Genomic DNA, 15,447 nt, shown 5'->3' on the forward strand with positions numbered 1-15,447 from the left:
TGCTTTTATCAGTTCTATCGCTCAGTGTTTATTTACAAAGTGTCAAAAATCCATCTTCGTCGATAAACCCTTTATCGCCGGTGACGAACCAACGTTGACCGTCGAGTTCTTTAATGGCGGCGGCGGTGCGTTTCGAGTCGTTTAGGTAGCCCTGCGTCAATTGGGGGCCGCTGATCAAAATCATGCCTGCTTCTCCGGTAGGCTGTTCCGCAAAGCTTTCCGGCTCAACGATCTTAACGCTGGTGCCGGGGAGTGGCATGCCCACAGTGCCTGCTTTACTGCCTTGCTGTATTTTCTGGTAATGAGCGCCCAACGAATCCGGCAGGTTGACCGATGCCACCGGAGCGGTTTCAGTTGCCCCATAGCCTGTATAAATAGGCTTATGGAATTTATGCGTAAACTCCTTACATGCATTTTCATTTAGGGTATCAGCACTGATAACTACTGCTCGTAGGCTTTCCAGCATGAGTGGGTGCACGTTAGGGTTGTGATTTAAGCGCTGTAGAAAGTCTGATGTACCGAACATCAGGGTGGCTCTGTGCTTGGCGACAGCGCTGGCAATGCCAGGAGTGTCGTTCGGGTCAGCGTGGCAGACCAGCGGCAGGCCTTCGATAAGTGGCATCAACTGGGTAACGGTGAGCCCAAAGGCATGAAACAGAGGCAGCGAGCCCAACACCACATCATCATGTTGGGTGTTAAGCACATCGGAGGTCTGCTTGATATTGGCCATCAGGTTGCGGTGGCTCAGCATGACGCCTTTAGGTTGCCCTTCACTTTTGCCTGAAAACACAATGGCGGCGGTGGTATCGGCATCTCTACTACGGCAGTAAAGACGCTGAAGTAGCCACGCAGGCAGCAGGCGAACGGCAAGCCAAGTGCTGACGCGTTCATGGCGGTGGATACCGGCTTGCAGGTCTTCCAGGTAAATTGTCTGAGTATTTGCCAGCTGTGAACTGACGTTTAGCCCTTGCTGCTGGAGTTTTTCGACAAAGTGGCGCGAGGTAAACACGGTGTCGATGTTGGCTTGGGTGAGTGCCGCAGACAATAGAGTGTTGTTCGAGGCGTTATTGTGGCTGTCGTTAGGAGTGTCATTGAAACTGTCGTTAACATGATAGTTGAGGTTGATCAGCGTTTTTCCAGCGAGAAGGGTTGCCATAGTGGCCAGTGCACCCACGCTGCTATTGGGCAGCAGTAGGCCCACGTTTTGCTCTGGGGTTAGCGTGTGAATACGCTTTGCAATAAGCAGGCTGGCGGTAAGCGCTTGGCCTGCTGTTAGCGGAGGGCTAAGGGTGTCGGTGAGTGCTTGTGCGCCGAGGTTACGCTTCACGCTACGAATCCAGGCGTCGGGCAGCGAGGGCAGTTCATCAATAGCATGTTGCCACGAGTTGGTGGCTTGTTCGAAGATGCGCCGTTTAAGCACGTCCGCAGGGGTGTCTTTAGGCAGCGGCTTGCCAAATGCAACGACGACTGAGCGATGGAGAGGCGCGTTACGCAGCTCTTTGAGTTTGCTAGATGAGCGTGAAAACTGGCTGCCCCACAGTCCGCGCAGGTAAAACGGCACAATACGTACCTCTGGGTTTGCCAGCTTACAGGCACGTTCGTAGCCTCGGCGTAGCTCACCTAGCTGGCCGTTGCGACTAATCGCGCCTTCGGGGAACAGGCATACCACTTCACCGCTATTCAGCTGTTCGGCAACGGCGGCTAAGGCATTATCGGCACCAGCGCCCCGTTCGATAGGAATACAGCCCAGCGCCTTAAAAAACCAACGTAAGTACCAGCGCTGATAAATATCTTTCAGCATGACAAAGCGCACGGGGCGGGGGCTAGCAATTTGCACCATTGCCCAGTCTACCCAACTGATATGGTTGCCGAGCAGTAGCACGCCGCCTTGGGCGGGTAAATTTTCGAGCCCATGAACATCGACACGGTAGCGACGGGTTAGCAGAAAACTGAGTAGAAAGCGCACCAGGCTTTGGGGCAGTTTGAAAATGGTGTAACCACCGCCCACCATGGCAACGCTTGCCACGATCAGTAACAGGTAGTGGCTATCCACACCCGCTAAGGCGAACAGCGCAGTGAGCGCCAGAAAGCCCAGCATGGAGAGGTTCTGAATCCAGTTGTTGGCAGCCAGCACAGTGCCTAGCTCATGGTCTGCCGCGTGAAATTGAATCAGTGCATTGAGCGGTACAATGAATAGCCCGCCCATCATGCCAATCAACACAAAGTTCATCGCTTGGCTAATGGGTGTGGTGAGCAGTGGCAGGCACCACAGACCAATCGCAACGCCGACAGCACCTAATGGAATTAAACCGGTTTCAATGCGGTTACGAGACAGCTTGCTGGCCAGTAATGACCCCAGGGCAATCCCAATACCGCTAGCGGCAAGAATCCCTTGTAGCACTAAGGTGTTATCAATGCTGAGTGCGTCTTTGGCATAGGCGGGAAATGCGGCGAGCAGCACTTGGCCCACCGACCAGAAGGTCGCAAGGCCGATGATTGACAGCCGTAGCACCGGCTGGCGGCCAAGAATGCTCAGGTTGTCTTTCAGTGCGCTGCCTTTGATATAGCGTTGCCAAGTGAGCGGGGTCGTCGAGGGCTGCGTGTTATCCAGCTTCAGGCGATAAAGTGCTGCCACTTGGATGATGCTGTTCAATACCAGCAGCCAGCCCAGCGGCGCAATGCTGTGCAATAGCTCGCCGGGTGTTTGGGCGCTGGGTAAAATCCAGCTTTCAAACAAGGCGGTAAAGGCCACGGTGCCCGCCAAAATGGCACCAATGGTGATGGCCTGGATAAGCCCATTAGCTTCTGCCAAGCGAGGCTTGCCAAACAGTCCTATCACCAAGCCATATTTGGCAGGGGAGTAAAAGGCCGACTGAATCGCCAGCACCAGCGTCATGGCAAACGCCAGCCAAAACCAGCCTTGGTAGTAAGCGGCGGTGATGCCCAGTGAAACAGCAACGGCGGCCCAGGCGGAAACCCGTAGAATACGCACTTTGGGGTAGCTATCTGCCACATGGCCTGCTGGGCTAAAGAGTAAAATAAACGGCAAAAGGATAAGCCCGTTGACCAGTGCCGTGAGTACCACCTGGGTTTCACCGTCGTAGCTTTTAAAAATCGTGTTTTGAATAACAATTTTATGCCCTAAATCCACAAAGGCATTTAAGAAAATGGCAATCAGATAGGGCCAGACGCCCGCGATGCGTAGTAAAGGTTGCATGAAATGACGCCTTGTAAACCAGAAGTTAGGGCACTTTCGGTAAATGGAGCTAATGTTGCAACTCTGGTGGTTAAAGTTGTGTTATTTGGGCTTTAAGGTATCGTTATACGCTACTTTATGTGTCTGGAGGTCATGTGTCTCAGACAAGAGCACTTATCGATACCTTAAAGCGTCAGCTGCGTTCCCAGGGTAAAACCTATGCGGATGTGGCGATATGGCTTGAGTTAAGCGAGGCCTCGGTCAAGCGACTGTTCGCTGAACAGCACATCACCTTAGAGCGGTTAGAGTGCATTTGCGACCAGCTTAACCTGGAATTTTCCGAGCTGGTGCAAGCCATGCAAGAAGAAGCGCATCGTTTACAGGAGCTAACCCAGGCGCAAGAGCAGAGCATTGTCGATGACCGTGAGCTGTTTTTGGTCGCTGTGTGTGTGATTAACGGCTATCGGTTTGATGAAATTCATCATCAGTACCAGCTCAGCGAGGCGCAGTGTACTCGCCAGCTACTGGCGCTAGAGCGACTAAAGTTGATTGACCTGTTGCCGGGTAATCGAATCCGGCGGCGTGTGGCCGCGAATTTTCGCTGGCGCCCTGGGGGGCCTATTCAACGTTTTTTCCAGCAATATATTGCCACGGAGTTTTTTCACTCCCATTTCGATAGTGACGGCGAAAAGCTGATGGTACTGAATGGCTTGCTTTCCCATGCGGGCAATGCGGAATGGCAGCAAACGATGCAGCGGCTGGCGAAAGAATTTCACGCCCTGTGTGAACGGGAAAGCGGGTTGCCCATTCATCAGCGCTTTGGCACTACCTCGGTACTGGCTGTTCGGCAATGGCAGTCAACGCTGTTTAAAGATGTTGCTCGCGGGTCGTACCAGCAAACTAAAAGTCTATAAAAACTGTTTTTATTACCGAATACCTTAAAAGTACACATCTTATGAGCTTACATTGTTATGAATAGCACTCCTTTTCAAGCGCTGGCCTGTCCGCTAGATGGTGAGCCGCTTCATCTGGCAGGCAGTGCTTGGCGCTGCGCTGCTGGGCACAGCTTTGATGTTGCCAAGCAAGGTTACGTCAACTTGCTTCCAGTGCAGCAAAAGCGTTCCACCGACCCCGGCGACAGTAAGCCGATGGTGGCGGCAAGGCAGCGTTTTCTTGAGGCTGGTTATTATCAGCCTATTGCTCAGGCCGTAAGCAAACATCTGTTAAGCCATGCTGAGGTTCGGTCTGCCAGCTCGTTTGGCTGCCTGGATGCTGGCTGCGGTGAAGGCTATTACTTGCGTGAGCTATCCCGTGCTGCATTGAATTCGCGGCCACTGTCACTGGTGGGATTAGATATTTCCAAATGGGCAGTGCTGGCGGCAGCCAAGCAAGACGATAAAAAAATGCCGCATTGTAGTTGGGTCGTTGGTAGTAATGCTCACTTGCCAGTGCAAACGGCAACGCTCGATAGTGTGCTATGTATGTTTGGCTTTCCAGTGCATCACGAATTTGCGCGGGTATTAAAGCCGAGTGGCCTGTTGGTACAGGTTGAAGCAGGGGCAGGGCACTTGCGTGAGCTGCGAGAGGTGATTTATCCCACGCTTAAGCCAGACCCGACAAGCGAACGGAAGGTGCCGGAGGGCTTTGTTCAGTTGCAGACGGAATCACTTAGCTATCAAATAGCGTTGGAAGGGCAAGACTCGATTGGTGATTTATTAGCGATGACGCCACATCTATACCGCGCCAGTCAGGAAGGCCGAGCACGTGCAGCGGCGCTGGATGCGTTAACGCTGACGGTGGATGCCAGGCTAATGATATATGAGCGGTCATAAGGGGCGGGCATAAGAAGGGTAGCAAAAAAGAGAGTGTAAAAAATCTAATCGCACTCTCTCAATTACATTCTCAAGTACTTTTTCAAGTACTTTTTCAAGTACTGTCTCAATGTCACTCTCTTTTATTCTTAACCCATGAACGCAACAAGGCCCGCATAAGCGGGCCTTGTTATCCGAACCGGTTAAGGTTCGAGCAAATTCTTAAACCGTTAAGGCTTAGGACATTTGCTTGATGTTAGAAGCCTGAAGGCCTTTCTTACCCTGGGTAACGTCAAAAGAAACGTTAGCACCTTCTTGAAGGGTTTTGAAACCGTCAGACTGAATTTCAGAGAAATGAGCAAAAAGGTCGTCGCCACCGTCAGAAGGAGCGATGAAACCAAAACCTTTAGTGTCGTTAAACCATTTAACTGTGCCAGTTGCCATGATGTAGATCCTTTCGCGCTAATGCGCCGTAATAAAATTCCTGGTATTACCCAGATGAAAAGTAGCGGGTGAAACAAGGAATACAATATCAGGCTGCCGAAATAGATCGTACACTTCTGAAACCATGCTGCTTGCTAACCAACTGACGCTACAGTGACATGATTTTTCCTTCGAGTCAAAGCCTTTTATGAATATTTTCTAGAAGCGGTGTCATGGTCCGGGCTACTTCCACCCCATTTTCCATGTGCTAGCGTCTTTTAAATCTTGCCATGCAAGAATGATCTCACGGTTGGAATGAATAGCTTCAATGACTACTTCCACAACCTGCTCTTCTTCATTGCGCAGGAGTTTTGTGACGATAAAGTGTTTCTCTTTATGGCGAGGCTGAGTGGCAGTCCATTTGCTGTTGAGAAGTTTGCTAGGGTTGAGGCTATTCACGATGATGCTCCTGTGAGTTGGGGGCTATATGGCGAGCCAGTCTAATATTTATTATTAAAAGTAGTATCTTTAGCAGGGCGTCGTTGAAGCGGTAATTCTGGTGCTACGGCACATTATCAATACAAGGAGAATCCTATGGTTGCCGACTATGAACTGGCCTACCTAAAGCGCGCTGTGGCCTTGGCAGAAGAGGCTTTAAACGCGGGGGATGAGCCATTTGGTAGCGTGCTGGTAAGTGATGAAGGCAAGATACTGGCCGAGGATCGAAATCGCATTGCCGATGGAGATTCTACTCAGCACCCAGAGTTTGCCCTGGCCCGCTGGGCAGCGAATCATATGACGCCTGAAGAGCGTATGAAAGCAACTGTTTACACTTCAGGAGAGCATTGCCCAATGTGTGCGGCGGCCCATGGCTGGGTAGGGCTAGGTCGTATCGTTTATGTCAGTTCCTCTGAACAGTTGGGTGCATGGCTGGCTGAACTTGGCGTAGCGCCACCGCCTGTCGCTCCGCTATCGATTAATGAGGTGGTGCCCGATTTGGCTGTTGATGGCCCAGTGCCTGGGCTGGATGAGCAAGTCCATGCCTTGCATCGCCGTTTGCATGCATAACGTCAGAGCCGAGTTTTGAAGGACAGGGTTTTTATTGGCTGGCAAGGTTCGGTGATAAATGTATGACCGATAAAGACAAACACCGCCTTGTGCTCGACAAGGCGGTGTTTGTTAAATCGGTGCAAAAAAGAGCACCAGGGTTTCAATGTGTCTAATGTTTCAATATGTCTAATGTTTCAATATGACATAGAAGGCGTGGATGATGCCGGGTACAAAGCCAAACAGCGTCAGAATAATGTTCAGCCAGAAATGTCCTTTGAAACCGACCTCAAAAAACACCCCTAGTGGGGGCAGAATAACGGCAAAGATCATCTTGATCGGGTCAGTTGCGGTAAACGCCATGCAGCCTCCTTTGCTTACACAGTTTATGTATTAACAGAAACATGTTAGTGCTTATATATCAAGCATATAGATATCAACAGCATAGATATCAATCACGGTTTCAATACGGGTTGTTAGCACAGATTCTTTAATGTGGGATCTTTAACAACAGTGTCTTGCAACTGCTGGTTCTAGCGTAGTCACAATAATTAGATTTAGCGAATCAATACGATCTAGGTGCAACTTCACCTAGGTGCGACTCCATGGTTGCGCTATCGTTCATGTACTTAAGATATATTTACTTAATGTATAGAGCTAGAAAGCCCATCGACTTCAGTTTGGAAGGGACGCCATGAGTTATTATTTAACGCCGTCACTGCTACTTATGAGCGCTGTTTTAGCGCCACCTGTTTGGGCGCAATTACCCGCAGGGGAGGACGCAGTGCTGCCTACCGTAGAAGTAAGTGCCCCGCGTTTAGCCCGCGAGCTATATGCCACGCCTGCGGCAGTTTCTACTTTAGAGGGCGAAGAGATTGCCCAAGGTCAGCAGCGTGTGAGGTTGGATGAGGCGCTTAACCGCGTGCCAGGAGTGTTTTTGCAAAACCGCGATAATTTCGCTCAAGGGCAGCGAATTGCTATTCGCGGCTTTGGCGCGCGTGCGCCCTTTGGGGTGCGTGGGATAACCATCATGGTGGATGGTATTCCTTATACGCTTCCGGATGGACAGGCACAGTTGGATGCCATTGATTTAGATAGTGCCGAGCGCATTGAGGTGATCCGCGGGCCGTCTTCAGTGCTTTATGGCAACGCGGCTGGCGGAGTGATTGATGTGACTACTGCCGATGGGCGTGATAATCCTGGTACACGGCTGCGGATGGGTGCAGGTAGCGATGGCTATCAAAAAGTGGCGCTGCAAAATGGTGGTGTCCAGGGCGATTGGTCGCACCATATTAGTCTGACGGCGCTTAATGTTGATGGCTATCGCGAACAAAGCTCAACCGAGAAGTATTTGCTGAATGCCAAAATACGTCGAGAATTAGGCAGTGAGCGTGCGGTTACCGCGATTATTAATTTACTGGAGAACCCCCGTTCGGAAGATCCCGGTGCACTTAATGCCCGTGAAGTCGCCGCTGGGCGTGATCAAGCAGCGCCCAATTCAATCGCGCTGGATGCAGGACAAAGCGTTGATCAGCAGATGCTTGGCTTGCAGTACGAAGACTTAGCTGCAGGTGATGGCGAACTGTATCTTAAAAGCTTTATTGCTCAGCGTGACTTTGAACAGCAGCTCCCATTTGTGGGCAGTAGTCGTTTGGGTTATCAGCGTGACTATATGGGCGCAAGCGCTGAATACCATCAGGAGGTAGCGTTAGGGAGCCTGCCGCTTAGCTATATTGTAGGCGTTGATGTGGCTCGCCAAGAAGATGAACGTTTTCGTAATGATGTCGATGCCCAGGGGGTTGTTGGCGAGCAGTTAGCGGATGAAACTCAAACTGCGACGTCCGCTGGCGTGTTTGCCCAAGGAGATTTAGCGCTCTCGGAACAGGTCACGCTCTCATTGGGTGCGCGTTTTGATCAGGTGGCGCTAGATGTTGACGATACGTTTCTTGCTGACGGCGATCAAAGTGGAAAACGTACCTTTAACGAATGGAGTGGCTCGGCGGGATTAAGCTACCGTTACCGCCCGCAGCACCAAGCGTATATTGATACTAGTACCGCGTTCGAGACACCTACGTTTGCTGAGTTTGCTAACCCGTCTGGAGGTGGTTTTAATCCTGCCGTTGAGCCGCAGAAAGCATGGAACCGCGAAATAGGCTTGCGTGGCTATATTGAGCCATTGGCAATGGATTACGATCTTGCGCTATTTTCGGTCCGCGTTCGTGATGAGCTGGTGCCCTATGATGAAGGTGGCCGTACTTTCTATCAGAATGCAGCTGACACCCAGCGCGATGGTCTTGAGCTAGCGCTGGGTTGGCAGCTTGCCGACCAGTGGCGTCTGGATAGCGCTTTAACTCTCGCGCGTTATGAATTCGATAAGTTTGCAACACCTAGCGAGCGTTTTGATGGCAACCGGATCCCTGGGCTGCCAGAGCAGACGTGGGTCAATCAATTAACTTGGGAAAACCTTGACCAGCGTTTTGCCACGTTGGAAACCGAATACATCGGTGATTTAGTGGCGGATAACGCTAATGCGACGGAAGTAGATAGCTATTGGCTGCTTAACCTACGGGTAGGCGATGGCTGGCAGCTAAGCGAGGATACGCGGCTAAGCGCTTATCTTGGTCTGCGCAATCTACTTGATAAAGAACACTACGCCAATGTGCGCTTAAACGGCACGTTTGGCCGCTTTTACGAGCCAGCCCCAGGGCGAAGTGTGTATGGCGGCGTTGAGCTGAGTTTTTAATCAGAGGCTGCCTAGCAAAAAAACGGGCGGCTCATTGAGTCGCCCGTTCTCGTTCGTCATCACGTTAAGTGATGGCTATTCCGGCAAAGCATAGCCAATCACATAGTCACCCATTTTGGTGCCGAAGGTGCCGTGACCACCAGCGGTAACGACCACATACTGGCGGCCGTCTGCACCGGTGTAGGTCATCGGCGTTGCTTGGCCACCAGCGGGCAATCGCGCTTTATAAAGCTCTTCGCCAGTGGTGATGTCGTAGCCGCGCAGATATTGATCCAGGGTGCCGCTTAAGAATGAGACGCCCCCCGCTGTGGTCAGTGGGCCGCCTAAAGCGGGTACCCCGACATTTAATGCGATGGGTAGGTCAAAGGGCATGCTGTCGCGGGTGGTGCCATTGCGGTGCTTCCACACAACCTCGTTACTTTGCAGGTCGATTCCTGCTACATCACCCCAAGAGGGCGCTTGGCAGGGAAGGCCGAGTACTGACAGTAGTGGGCCGAGTTCGACGGCATAAGGTGCGCCTGTGTTGGGCTGTAAGCCTTGCTCGCTAGCTGAGCCTTGGCTCTCTTCAACTTCATCGCGTGGGATCAGTTTGGAAACAAACGCCAAGTACTTCGCGCCGGTAAATAGTGCTTGGCGTTCGGGGTCTACCGCTACGCCACCCCAGTTCATCACGCCAACGTTGCCAGGATAGACAATGCTGCCTTGCAGTGAAGGCGGTGTGTACTGGCCTTCATAGCGCAGCGAGCGGAATTGGATGCGACACATCATCTGATCAAAGGGTGATGCGCCCCACATGTCGCGCTCGGTAAGTGGCGGTGGCAGTAAATTCAGCGCTGAGCGAGGCTGAGTTTCGGCTGTCCAATCGCCTTCAACAGCTCCCTGTGGGGCGGGCACTTCTTCGATGGGCACAATCGGCTCGCCGGTTTCACGGTTTAACACGTACAGGCTGCCCTGCTTAGTTGGTTGAATGACGGCTGGTTGGGTGCCATCTGTCGTCGCCAAGTCAATCAATACGGGTTGGGCGGGCGTGTCCATGTCCCATAAGTCGTGATGCACAAACTGGTACACCCAGGCCACTTGGCCGTCGCCCAGGTTAAGCGCCACTAGCCCGGCACTATAGGTCTCATCATTTTCAGAGCGGTTAGCCCCGTACTGGTCGGGTGTGGCGTTACCCATGGGCAGGTAAACCAGACCAAGCGTTTCATCGGCGCTGATCGGCGCCCATACGTTGGGTGAGCCGCGGGTATAAGTTTCTCCCTCTTCTAGCGGGGTGGTGTCTTCAGGGTTTCCACTGTCCCAGTTCCATACCAGCTCACCAGTATGCACATCAAACGCTCGTATAACGCCAGAGGGTTCGTCGGTTGAGCTGTTGTCGGTAACATGACCACCTAAAATTACCAAATTTTCAGTGACCGTAGCAGGCGATGTCGAGTAGTAGCCTCCTGGGCTGAATTCGCCAATATTATTAGTCAGGTCGATTTCACCATTTACGCCAAAACTTTCACAACGCTCGCCGGTATCAGCGTTAAGCGCAATTAGGCGGGCATCCGCGGTGGGCAGATAAAGCCTGCGCGGGCACATGACGTCGGTGACGCTCAGTAGCTCAGAAGTGGGCTCTTCTTCAGAGGTGAGCGAGAAGGTTAGGTCGAGTTCAAACTGACTGCCATCGGCATACAGTGCTGCTTTATCGATGGTGGAATCTTCAGCACTGCTGGAATAGTTAGCCGCATCGTAATACGCCAAGCCCCGGCAGGTCATATGCGCCCATCCGGAAAAGTCCTCTGCGCCCATGGTGCTAATATTAGGATCAAACTCCCATAGGGTTTCGCCAGTTTCGGGCGACAATGCCATCGCACGGCTGTGTGATGTACAAATATAAAGGCTATCGTTGACCTTTAGCGGCGTGTTTTGGTTGGTGATTTCAGGCGGTGCATTAGGGCCGGGTTCATCACCGGTTTGAATTCGCCATACCTCTTCCAGTTCGCCTATATTGTCGGGAGTAATCTGGCTTAGCGAGGAATAATGCGTGCCTGCATTGGTGCCTCCGTAAGCGGGCCAGTCACTGTCTGCAACCTGTGCGGGATTTACTTCGGCAGCGTTATTGGCCGATTCAATTGTGCCTTTTATCGTGCCTGGATAGCTAAATTGGCTAGCAATGGCCACAATAATCGCTGCTGCAATGCTTGCCGCCAGCGCTAGGCTGCCGCCGCGTGAATGTAGCGGTTTTCGCCACCAGGGAAGCAGTAAAATAATGCCAATTAAACAGACAATGGCAACCCTGGGAACCAGCTGCCACCAGTCGAGTCCCACCTCCCAAAGCGCCCAAACGAGCGTGGCGAAAAGAGTCAGCGCATACAGCCATAGCGCAGCACCTTTGCGCATAGCCAGCAGTACACCAACAATAAAAACACTCACCCCAGCGATGATATAGTAAGCACTACCGCCCAGGCTAAGCAGCCTAGCGCCGCCGATGGTTAATGCAATACCAGCTATCGCGAATAATAGGCCGAGCAGTAGCGCTGGCCACTTATTGCGGGCACGCGTGTATTCATCCATGAGAAAGCCTCTATTAACAGTGCATTGAGGTCGCTTGGTGACATTAGCAAAGCGACGAATTTACTGCGTGCCCTAACCCATTGGCAGTAATAATGGGTTAAAACACGCGCCATTTATTGGCAATATTAATAGTCAATTCGCTTTTGGTCTAATTGTTTGCTGGCTAAGGACTGGCATGAACTAACAAGCCGCGCTAGTTACCATAGCGCGGCTTGTGGATAGAGAGGGGAGAATGGAAGTATTTTAACTTAACGCAAGTATTGGCTAATCAGTGAGTTTAACCAGCATTTTGCCGGTGTTTCCGCCTTCAAAAAGTGCTAGGAAGGCATCGGGTGTGCTTTCCAACCCCTCTTTGACAGTTTCTTTATAAACGATTTTACCCTGTGCTACCTGGGGAGCGATTTCGTTGAGGAAATAGCGGTAGCTGGACCAGTGGTCGGCGACAATAAAGCCCTGCATTTTCGCTTTACGTACGACCAGCTGTGAAAGGTTGCTTGGCCCTGGCGCTGGTTTTTCGGCGTTATAGCTGTCGATCATGCCACATACAGCAATGCGCGCACCGTCATTAAGCTGACTTAATGCGGCTTCTAGGCAGACACCACCAACATTCTCAAAATACACATCAATGCCATTAGGGCTAGCAAGCTTAATCGCGTCGCTTAGCTCCTGGGTGCTACGGTCTTTATAGCTAACCGGCTCAACACCCAGTGATTCAAGCCACGCAAGCTTATGAGCAGCCCCAGCAATGCCAACTACGTGGCAACCTTTTGCTTTAGCCAGCTGTACAGCAAGCGAACCCACGGCACCGCTGGCAGCGCTTACTAGTACGTTATCGCTAGGTTTGCATTCGGCAATAAGGTTCAAACCTGTCCATGCGGTCATTCCTGGCATGCCTAACACGCCTAAATAGGCTTGTTCAGGCACGTCACTGTTAGGAAGCGCGGTGACACTATCACCCGGCACCTGTGCGATATCACGCCAACCGCCCATGTGGCTGACTTTTTCGCCTGCCTTAATTTTTGGGTGGTTAGACGCAATGACCTCGCCAATTGCGCCGCCCTCCATTGGTTTGCCCAATTCGAAAGGTGCTACATAGGTGCGCAACCCTGTCATCCGACCGCGCATGTAAGGGTCAACGGATAGCCAGCGATTGCGAATTCTCACTTCACCTTCGCCAAGGTCAGGGAGTTCCTGGCTTTCTAGCGAAAAAAATTCGCGCTTAGGTAAGCCAGTGGGGTAATGGGTTAACGTAAAAAAGCGAGATTGCATGGGCGCCTCCTGCATGTGTGATTTAGAAAATCTCCTTGCAGCATAGAGACCGTTAGCGTGCTTTCAAGTTCGCTAAAAGATAATTTTTCAGCGCAATAAAAAGAGCGGCTCTTGTGAGCCGCTCTCAATTACTCCAATTCTTCTACACTGTTTGTTTAAGGGGTATCACACGCTTGCGGGTGTGTTATCCGTTAATCGACCAGGGTAATCATGACGGGCGCAACGCCACGTCGAATCATGCCGAGTTGACGAGCTGCCCGTTTTGAAAGATCAATAATTCTGCCTTTAACAAAGGGGCCGCGATCATTAATCAAGACTTCAACTTCCTGGCCGGTATCAGGGCGAGTTACCAGCACTTTGGTGCCAAAAGGAAGCGTTGGATGGGCTGCCGTCAGGGCCTGTTGGTCGAATGGTTCACCACTGGCGGTGGGAGAACCCTGAAAACGGTCACTATAGAAGGAAGCAACTCCTTCACGAATTTCGATATCAATGGCAAATGCATGACTAGCAGTAAAGAAGATGAGTAATGCCGCGGCACAACTCGTTCGGATGAAACGTTTAGATGCTCCCATTGGAGTGCCTCAGTTTACCTAGTGCAAATTCTGTCCATGTCGGTGTGTTACCGAACATATCTTTTGATAGTAACGTGCTCCTTTTGATACGGCAAGCTTTACGAAGATCGGCGCAATTGGCTTCTAAATTATGAATTTTTGCAACTTTATTTAGTATCGTTGCAATTCAGCAAGTTAACAAAGTGTGTCTGTTATAACTAGGCAGTATTTTAGGTCTAATGTAAATTTCAGATAAACGCTCACTTTAATCAGGTAAGCACCATATAATTAGCACACGCTCAGTTTTAAATTTTAGCCAATGAACAAGGATGCACCTATGGCCAAGTCCTCTTCTCTAACGCTGATTTTGGTTGCTGCAGGCGGGGTTGCTGCTGGTTTTTTAGCTGCCCAGACAGCGCCCTTTTTTACAGCAACGGCAGTCGCTGAAGAATCTACTAGCGCGGAACAGGGACAGGTTTCCCAAGCATTAGCTGGTCTCGATAGCATCACGCTAGGCGAGCGCACACGGGGGGAACTTACCTCGTCAGGTGAGCTAAATGGTAATGATGGTAGCCGCTATTTACGCTATGCCATTAGCCTTGAAGAGGACACATTAGTTGAAATTTCTCTTAGCGGAGCGTTGCAAGGGTTAGTGGCTCTTTATGACGACCAGCTGCAACTGCTAGAGAGCGCAGAAGCCGTGCGCCACCATGTTGAGGAAGATGGTGAATACGTGGTGATCGTCAGCGGTGCAGATGCACGTAGCTATGGTCCATTCACTATTAATAGCCGCACGATTGAACTGAGCGACTCTGATACGCTGGCTGTTGGTACGCCGGTGGATAGCTGGTTAGATGGCTCGTCGCGGGAAGTAACGTTCACTGTCGAAGAAGCTGGCATGTATCAAATCGAGATGCGTGCTGATGAATTTGACGCGTATTTAGAGTTATCTGGCCCTAACAACTACTACCGAGAAGATGATGACGGCGCTGGCAACTTAAACGCACGGATTTCAGATTTTCTTGCTCCTGGTGATTACACCATCATCGCACGTTCGGCCTTCGGTGAAGGCAGTGGCCTATTTACGTTGACTGCCGAACCGCGCGAATTACCAGGTGATGGCGAGCTACGCAACGATGGTACCGTTATGCCCAACGATACATTGAGCGGTTGGTTTAGTGGGCAGGAGCTGAGTTATCAGCTTGAAATCGAAGACGCCGGTATGTATCAAATCGATATGCGTTCAAGCGATATTGATGCTTACCTAGTGTTGGAAGGGCCTAATGGTTATTTCCGCGAAGATGACGACAGTGCCGGTAACCTGGACGCCAGTATTGCCGATTTCTTAGCGCCAGGTAGTTATCAGTTAACAGCCCGTACGGCATATGGCTCTGATAGCGGTTTGTTCACGCTTTCGGTAGAACCACGTGAACTACCGGACGGTGTAGAGTTACGTAATGAAGGTGAGTTAACGCCGAATGAAACGCTTAATGGCTGGTATAGCGGCGAGCCTTTGACTTATGAACTCACCTTAGAAGAAAGCTCGCTAGTGACGCTAAATATGCGTTCAACTGATTTTGATACGTACTTGGAGCTTTATGGTGAAAGCGATTCTTATAGTGATGATGACGGTGGTAGTGGTACTGACTCGCGCATAGAGCAAGCGCTTTTACCGGGTACCTACACCGTTATTGCACGTGGCTTCGCTGTTAGCGGCAGTGGTATGTTTGAGCTGCAGGTCAGCGCCGAGCCGACAGAAATGCAGCCTGACGCTTAATTCAGCTCACGTTATCTGGTAAACAACGCCCTTGTTGATTGCAGCAAGGGCGTTGTTGGTTGTTACTCTACCAT

Annotated in this window: 12 protein-coding genes; 5 read left to right on the forward strand and 7 right to left on the reverse strand. The window is 51.1% G+C overall.

Annotated elements, in window-relative coordinates:
• Positions 1 to 28: 28 nt before the first annotated feature.
• Positions 29 to 3,217, reverse strand: a complete 3,189-nt coding sequence (locus K1Y77_RS03890; RefSeq protein ID WP_264430434.1) for an acyl-[ACP]--phospholipid O-acyltransferase — start codon at positions 3,215 to 3,217, stop codon at positions 29 to 31.
• Positions 3,218 to 3,351: 134 nt separating this feature from the next.
• Between K1Y77_RS03890 and K1Y77_RS03895 the strand changes: the two genes are divergently transcribed.
• Together K1Y77_RS03895 and K1Y77_RS03900 are read left to right on the forward strand one after the other, a co-directional pair.
• On the forward strand, positions 3,352 to 4,110 hold the full coding sequence (locus tag K1Y77_RS03895; protein ID WP_030069839.1) for a helix-turn-helix domain-containing protein: 759 nt from the start codon (positions 3,352 to 3,354) through the stop codon (positions 4,108 to 4,110).
• Positions 4,111 to 4,167: 57 nt separating this feature from the next.
• Positions 4,168 to 5,028: a putative RNA methyltransferase gene (locus K1Y77_RS03900; protein WP_264430437.1), complete on the forward strand. Its 861-nt coding sequence runs from the start codon at positions 4,168 to 4,170 to the stop codon at positions 5,026 to 5,028.
• A 216-nt stretch (positions 5,029 to 5,244) separates the two neighbouring features.
• Here K1Y77_RS03900 and K1Y77_RS03905 read toward each other — a convergent pair whose 3' ends face one another.
• Together K1Y77_RS03905 and K1Y77_RS03910 are read right to left on the reverse strand one after the other, a co-directional pair.
• Positions 5,245 to 5,451, reverse strand: a complete 207-nt coding sequence (locus K1Y77_RS03905; RefSeq protein WP_009722287.1) for a cold-shock protein — start codon at positions 5,449 to 5,451, stop codon at positions 5,245 to 5,247.
• Positions 5,452 to 5,673: 222 nt separating this feature from the next.
• A complete protein-coding gene (locus K1Y77_RS03910; RefSeq protein ID WP_030069843.1) occupies positions 5,674 to 5,889 on the reverse strand; it encodes a TIGR02450 family Trp-rich protein in 216 nt (71 codons plus the stop codon).
• Positions 5,890 to 6,024: 135 nt separating this feature from the next.
• Between K1Y77_RS03910 and K1Y77_RS03915 the strand changes: the two genes are divergently transcribed.
• On the forward strand, positions 6,025 to 6,498 hold the full coding sequence (locus K1Y77_RS03915; protein WP_030069844.1) for a nucleoside deaminase: 474 nt from the start codon (positions 6,025 to 6,027) through the stop codon (positions 6,496 to 6,498).
• 168 nt (positions 6,499 to 6,666) lie between these two features.
• Here K1Y77_RS03915 and K1Y77_RS03920 read toward each other — a convergent pair whose 3' ends face one another.
• The gene (locus tag K1Y77_RS03920) at positions 6,667 to 6,840 is read right to left on the reverse strand and encodes a YqaE/Pmp3 family membrane protein (RefSeq protein WP_009722289.1); all 174 of its coding nucleotides are present in this window, start codon (positions 6,838 to 6,840) and stop codon (positions 6,667 to 6,669) included.
• A gap of 331 nt (positions 6,841 to 7,171) precedes the next feature.
• Between K1Y77_RS03920 and K1Y77_RS03925 the strand changes: the two genes are divergently transcribed.
• On the forward strand, positions 7,172 to 9,220 hold the full coding sequence (locus K1Y77_RS03925; protein WP_030069846.1) for a TonB-dependent receptor family protein: 2,049 nt from the start codon (positions 7,172 to 7,174) through the stop codon (positions 9,218 to 9,220).
• Positions 9,221 to 9,295: 75 nt separating this feature from the next.
• Here the strand turns inward: K1Y77_RS03925 and K1Y77_RS03930 are convergent, their stop codons facing one another.
• The 3 genes from K1Y77_RS03930 to K1Y77_RS03940 all read right to left on the reverse strand — a co-directional run bounded on the left by K1Y77_RS03930 (position 9,296) and on the right by K1Y77_RS03940 (position 13,617).
• Positions 9,296 to 11,776, reverse strand: coding sequence for a glucose/quinate/shikimate family membrane-bound PQQ-dependent dehydrogenase (locus K1Y77_RS03930; RefSeq protein ID WP_264430448.1), 2,481 nt, complete (start codon positions 11,774 to 11,776; stop codon positions 9,296 to 9,298).
• A 264-nt stretch (positions 11,777 to 12,040) separates the two neighbouring features.
• On the reverse strand, positions 12,041 to 13,045 hold the full coding sequence (locus K1Y77_RS03935) for an NADP-dependent oxidoreductase (RefSeq protein WP_264430450.1): 1,005 nt from the start codon (positions 13,043 to 13,045) through the stop codon (positions 12,041 to 12,043).
• Positions 13,046 to 13,236: 191 nt separating this feature from the next.
• On the reverse strand, positions 13,237 to 13,617 hold the full coding sequence (locus tag K1Y77_RS03940) for a septal ring lytic transglycosylase RlpA family protein (RefSeq protein WP_009722293.1): 381 nt from the start codon (positions 13,615 to 13,617) through the stop codon (positions 13,237 to 13,239).
• Positions 13,618 to 13,933: 316 nt separating this feature from the next.
• On the opposite strand from K1Y77_RS03940, the gene K1Y77_RS03945 reads away from it, so the two are divergent.
• A complete protein-coding gene (locus K1Y77_RS03945; RefSeq protein ID WP_264018717.1) occupies positions 13,934 to 15,373 on the forward strand; it encodes a hypothetical protein in 1,440 nt (479 codons plus the stop codon).
• Positions 15,374 to 15,447: the final 74 nt, after the last annotated feature.

This window comes from Halomonas qaidamensis, from assembly GCF_025917315.1.
In the GTDB taxonomy this organism is placed as follows: domain Bacteria; phylum Pseudomonadota; class Gammaproteobacteria; order Pseudomonadales; family Halomonadaceae; genus Vreelandella; species Vreelandella qaidamensis.

Coding starts and splice junctions, on each gene's coding strand:
- K1Y77_RS03890 (WP_264430434.1), bottom strand. CDS start 3,217: ATGCAACCTTTACTACGCATCGCGGGCGTCTGGCCCTATCTGATTGCC.
- K1Y77_RS03945 (WP_264018717.1), top strand. CDS start 13,934: ATGGCCAAGTCCTCTTCTCTAACGCTGATTTTGGTTGCTGCAGGCGGG.
- K1Y77_RS03940 (WP_009722293.1), bottom strand. CDS start 13,617: ATGGGAGCATCTAAACGTTTCATCCGAACGAGTTGTGCCGCGGCATTA.
- K1Y77_RS03935 (WP_264430450.1), bottom strand. CDS start 13,045: ATGCAATCTCGCTTTTTTACGTTAACCCATTACCCCACTGGCTTACCT.
- K1Y77_RS03900 (WP_264430437.1), top strand. CDS start 4,168: ATGAATAGCACTCCTTTTCAAGCGCTGGCCTGTCCGCTAGATGGTGAG.
- K1Y77_RS03930 (WP_264430448.1), bottom strand. CDS start 11,776: ATGGATGAATACACGCGTGCCCGCAATAAGTGGCCAGCGCTACTGCTC.
- K1Y77_RS03925 (WP_030069846.1), top strand. CDS start 7,172: ATGAGTTATTATTTAACGCCGTCACTGCTACTTATGAGCGCTGTTTTA.
- K1Y77_RS03920 (WP_009722289.1), bottom strand. CDS start 6,840: ATGGCGTTTACCGCAACTGACCCGATCAAGATGATCTTTGCCGTTATT.
- K1Y77_RS03915 (WP_030069844.1), top strand. CDS start 6,025: ATGGTTGCCGACTATGAACTGGCCTACCTAAAGCGCGCTGTGGCCTTG.
- K1Y77_RS03905 (WP_009722287.1), bottom strand. CDS start 5,451: ATGGCAACTGGCACAGTTAAATGGTTTAACGACACTAAAGGTTTTGGT.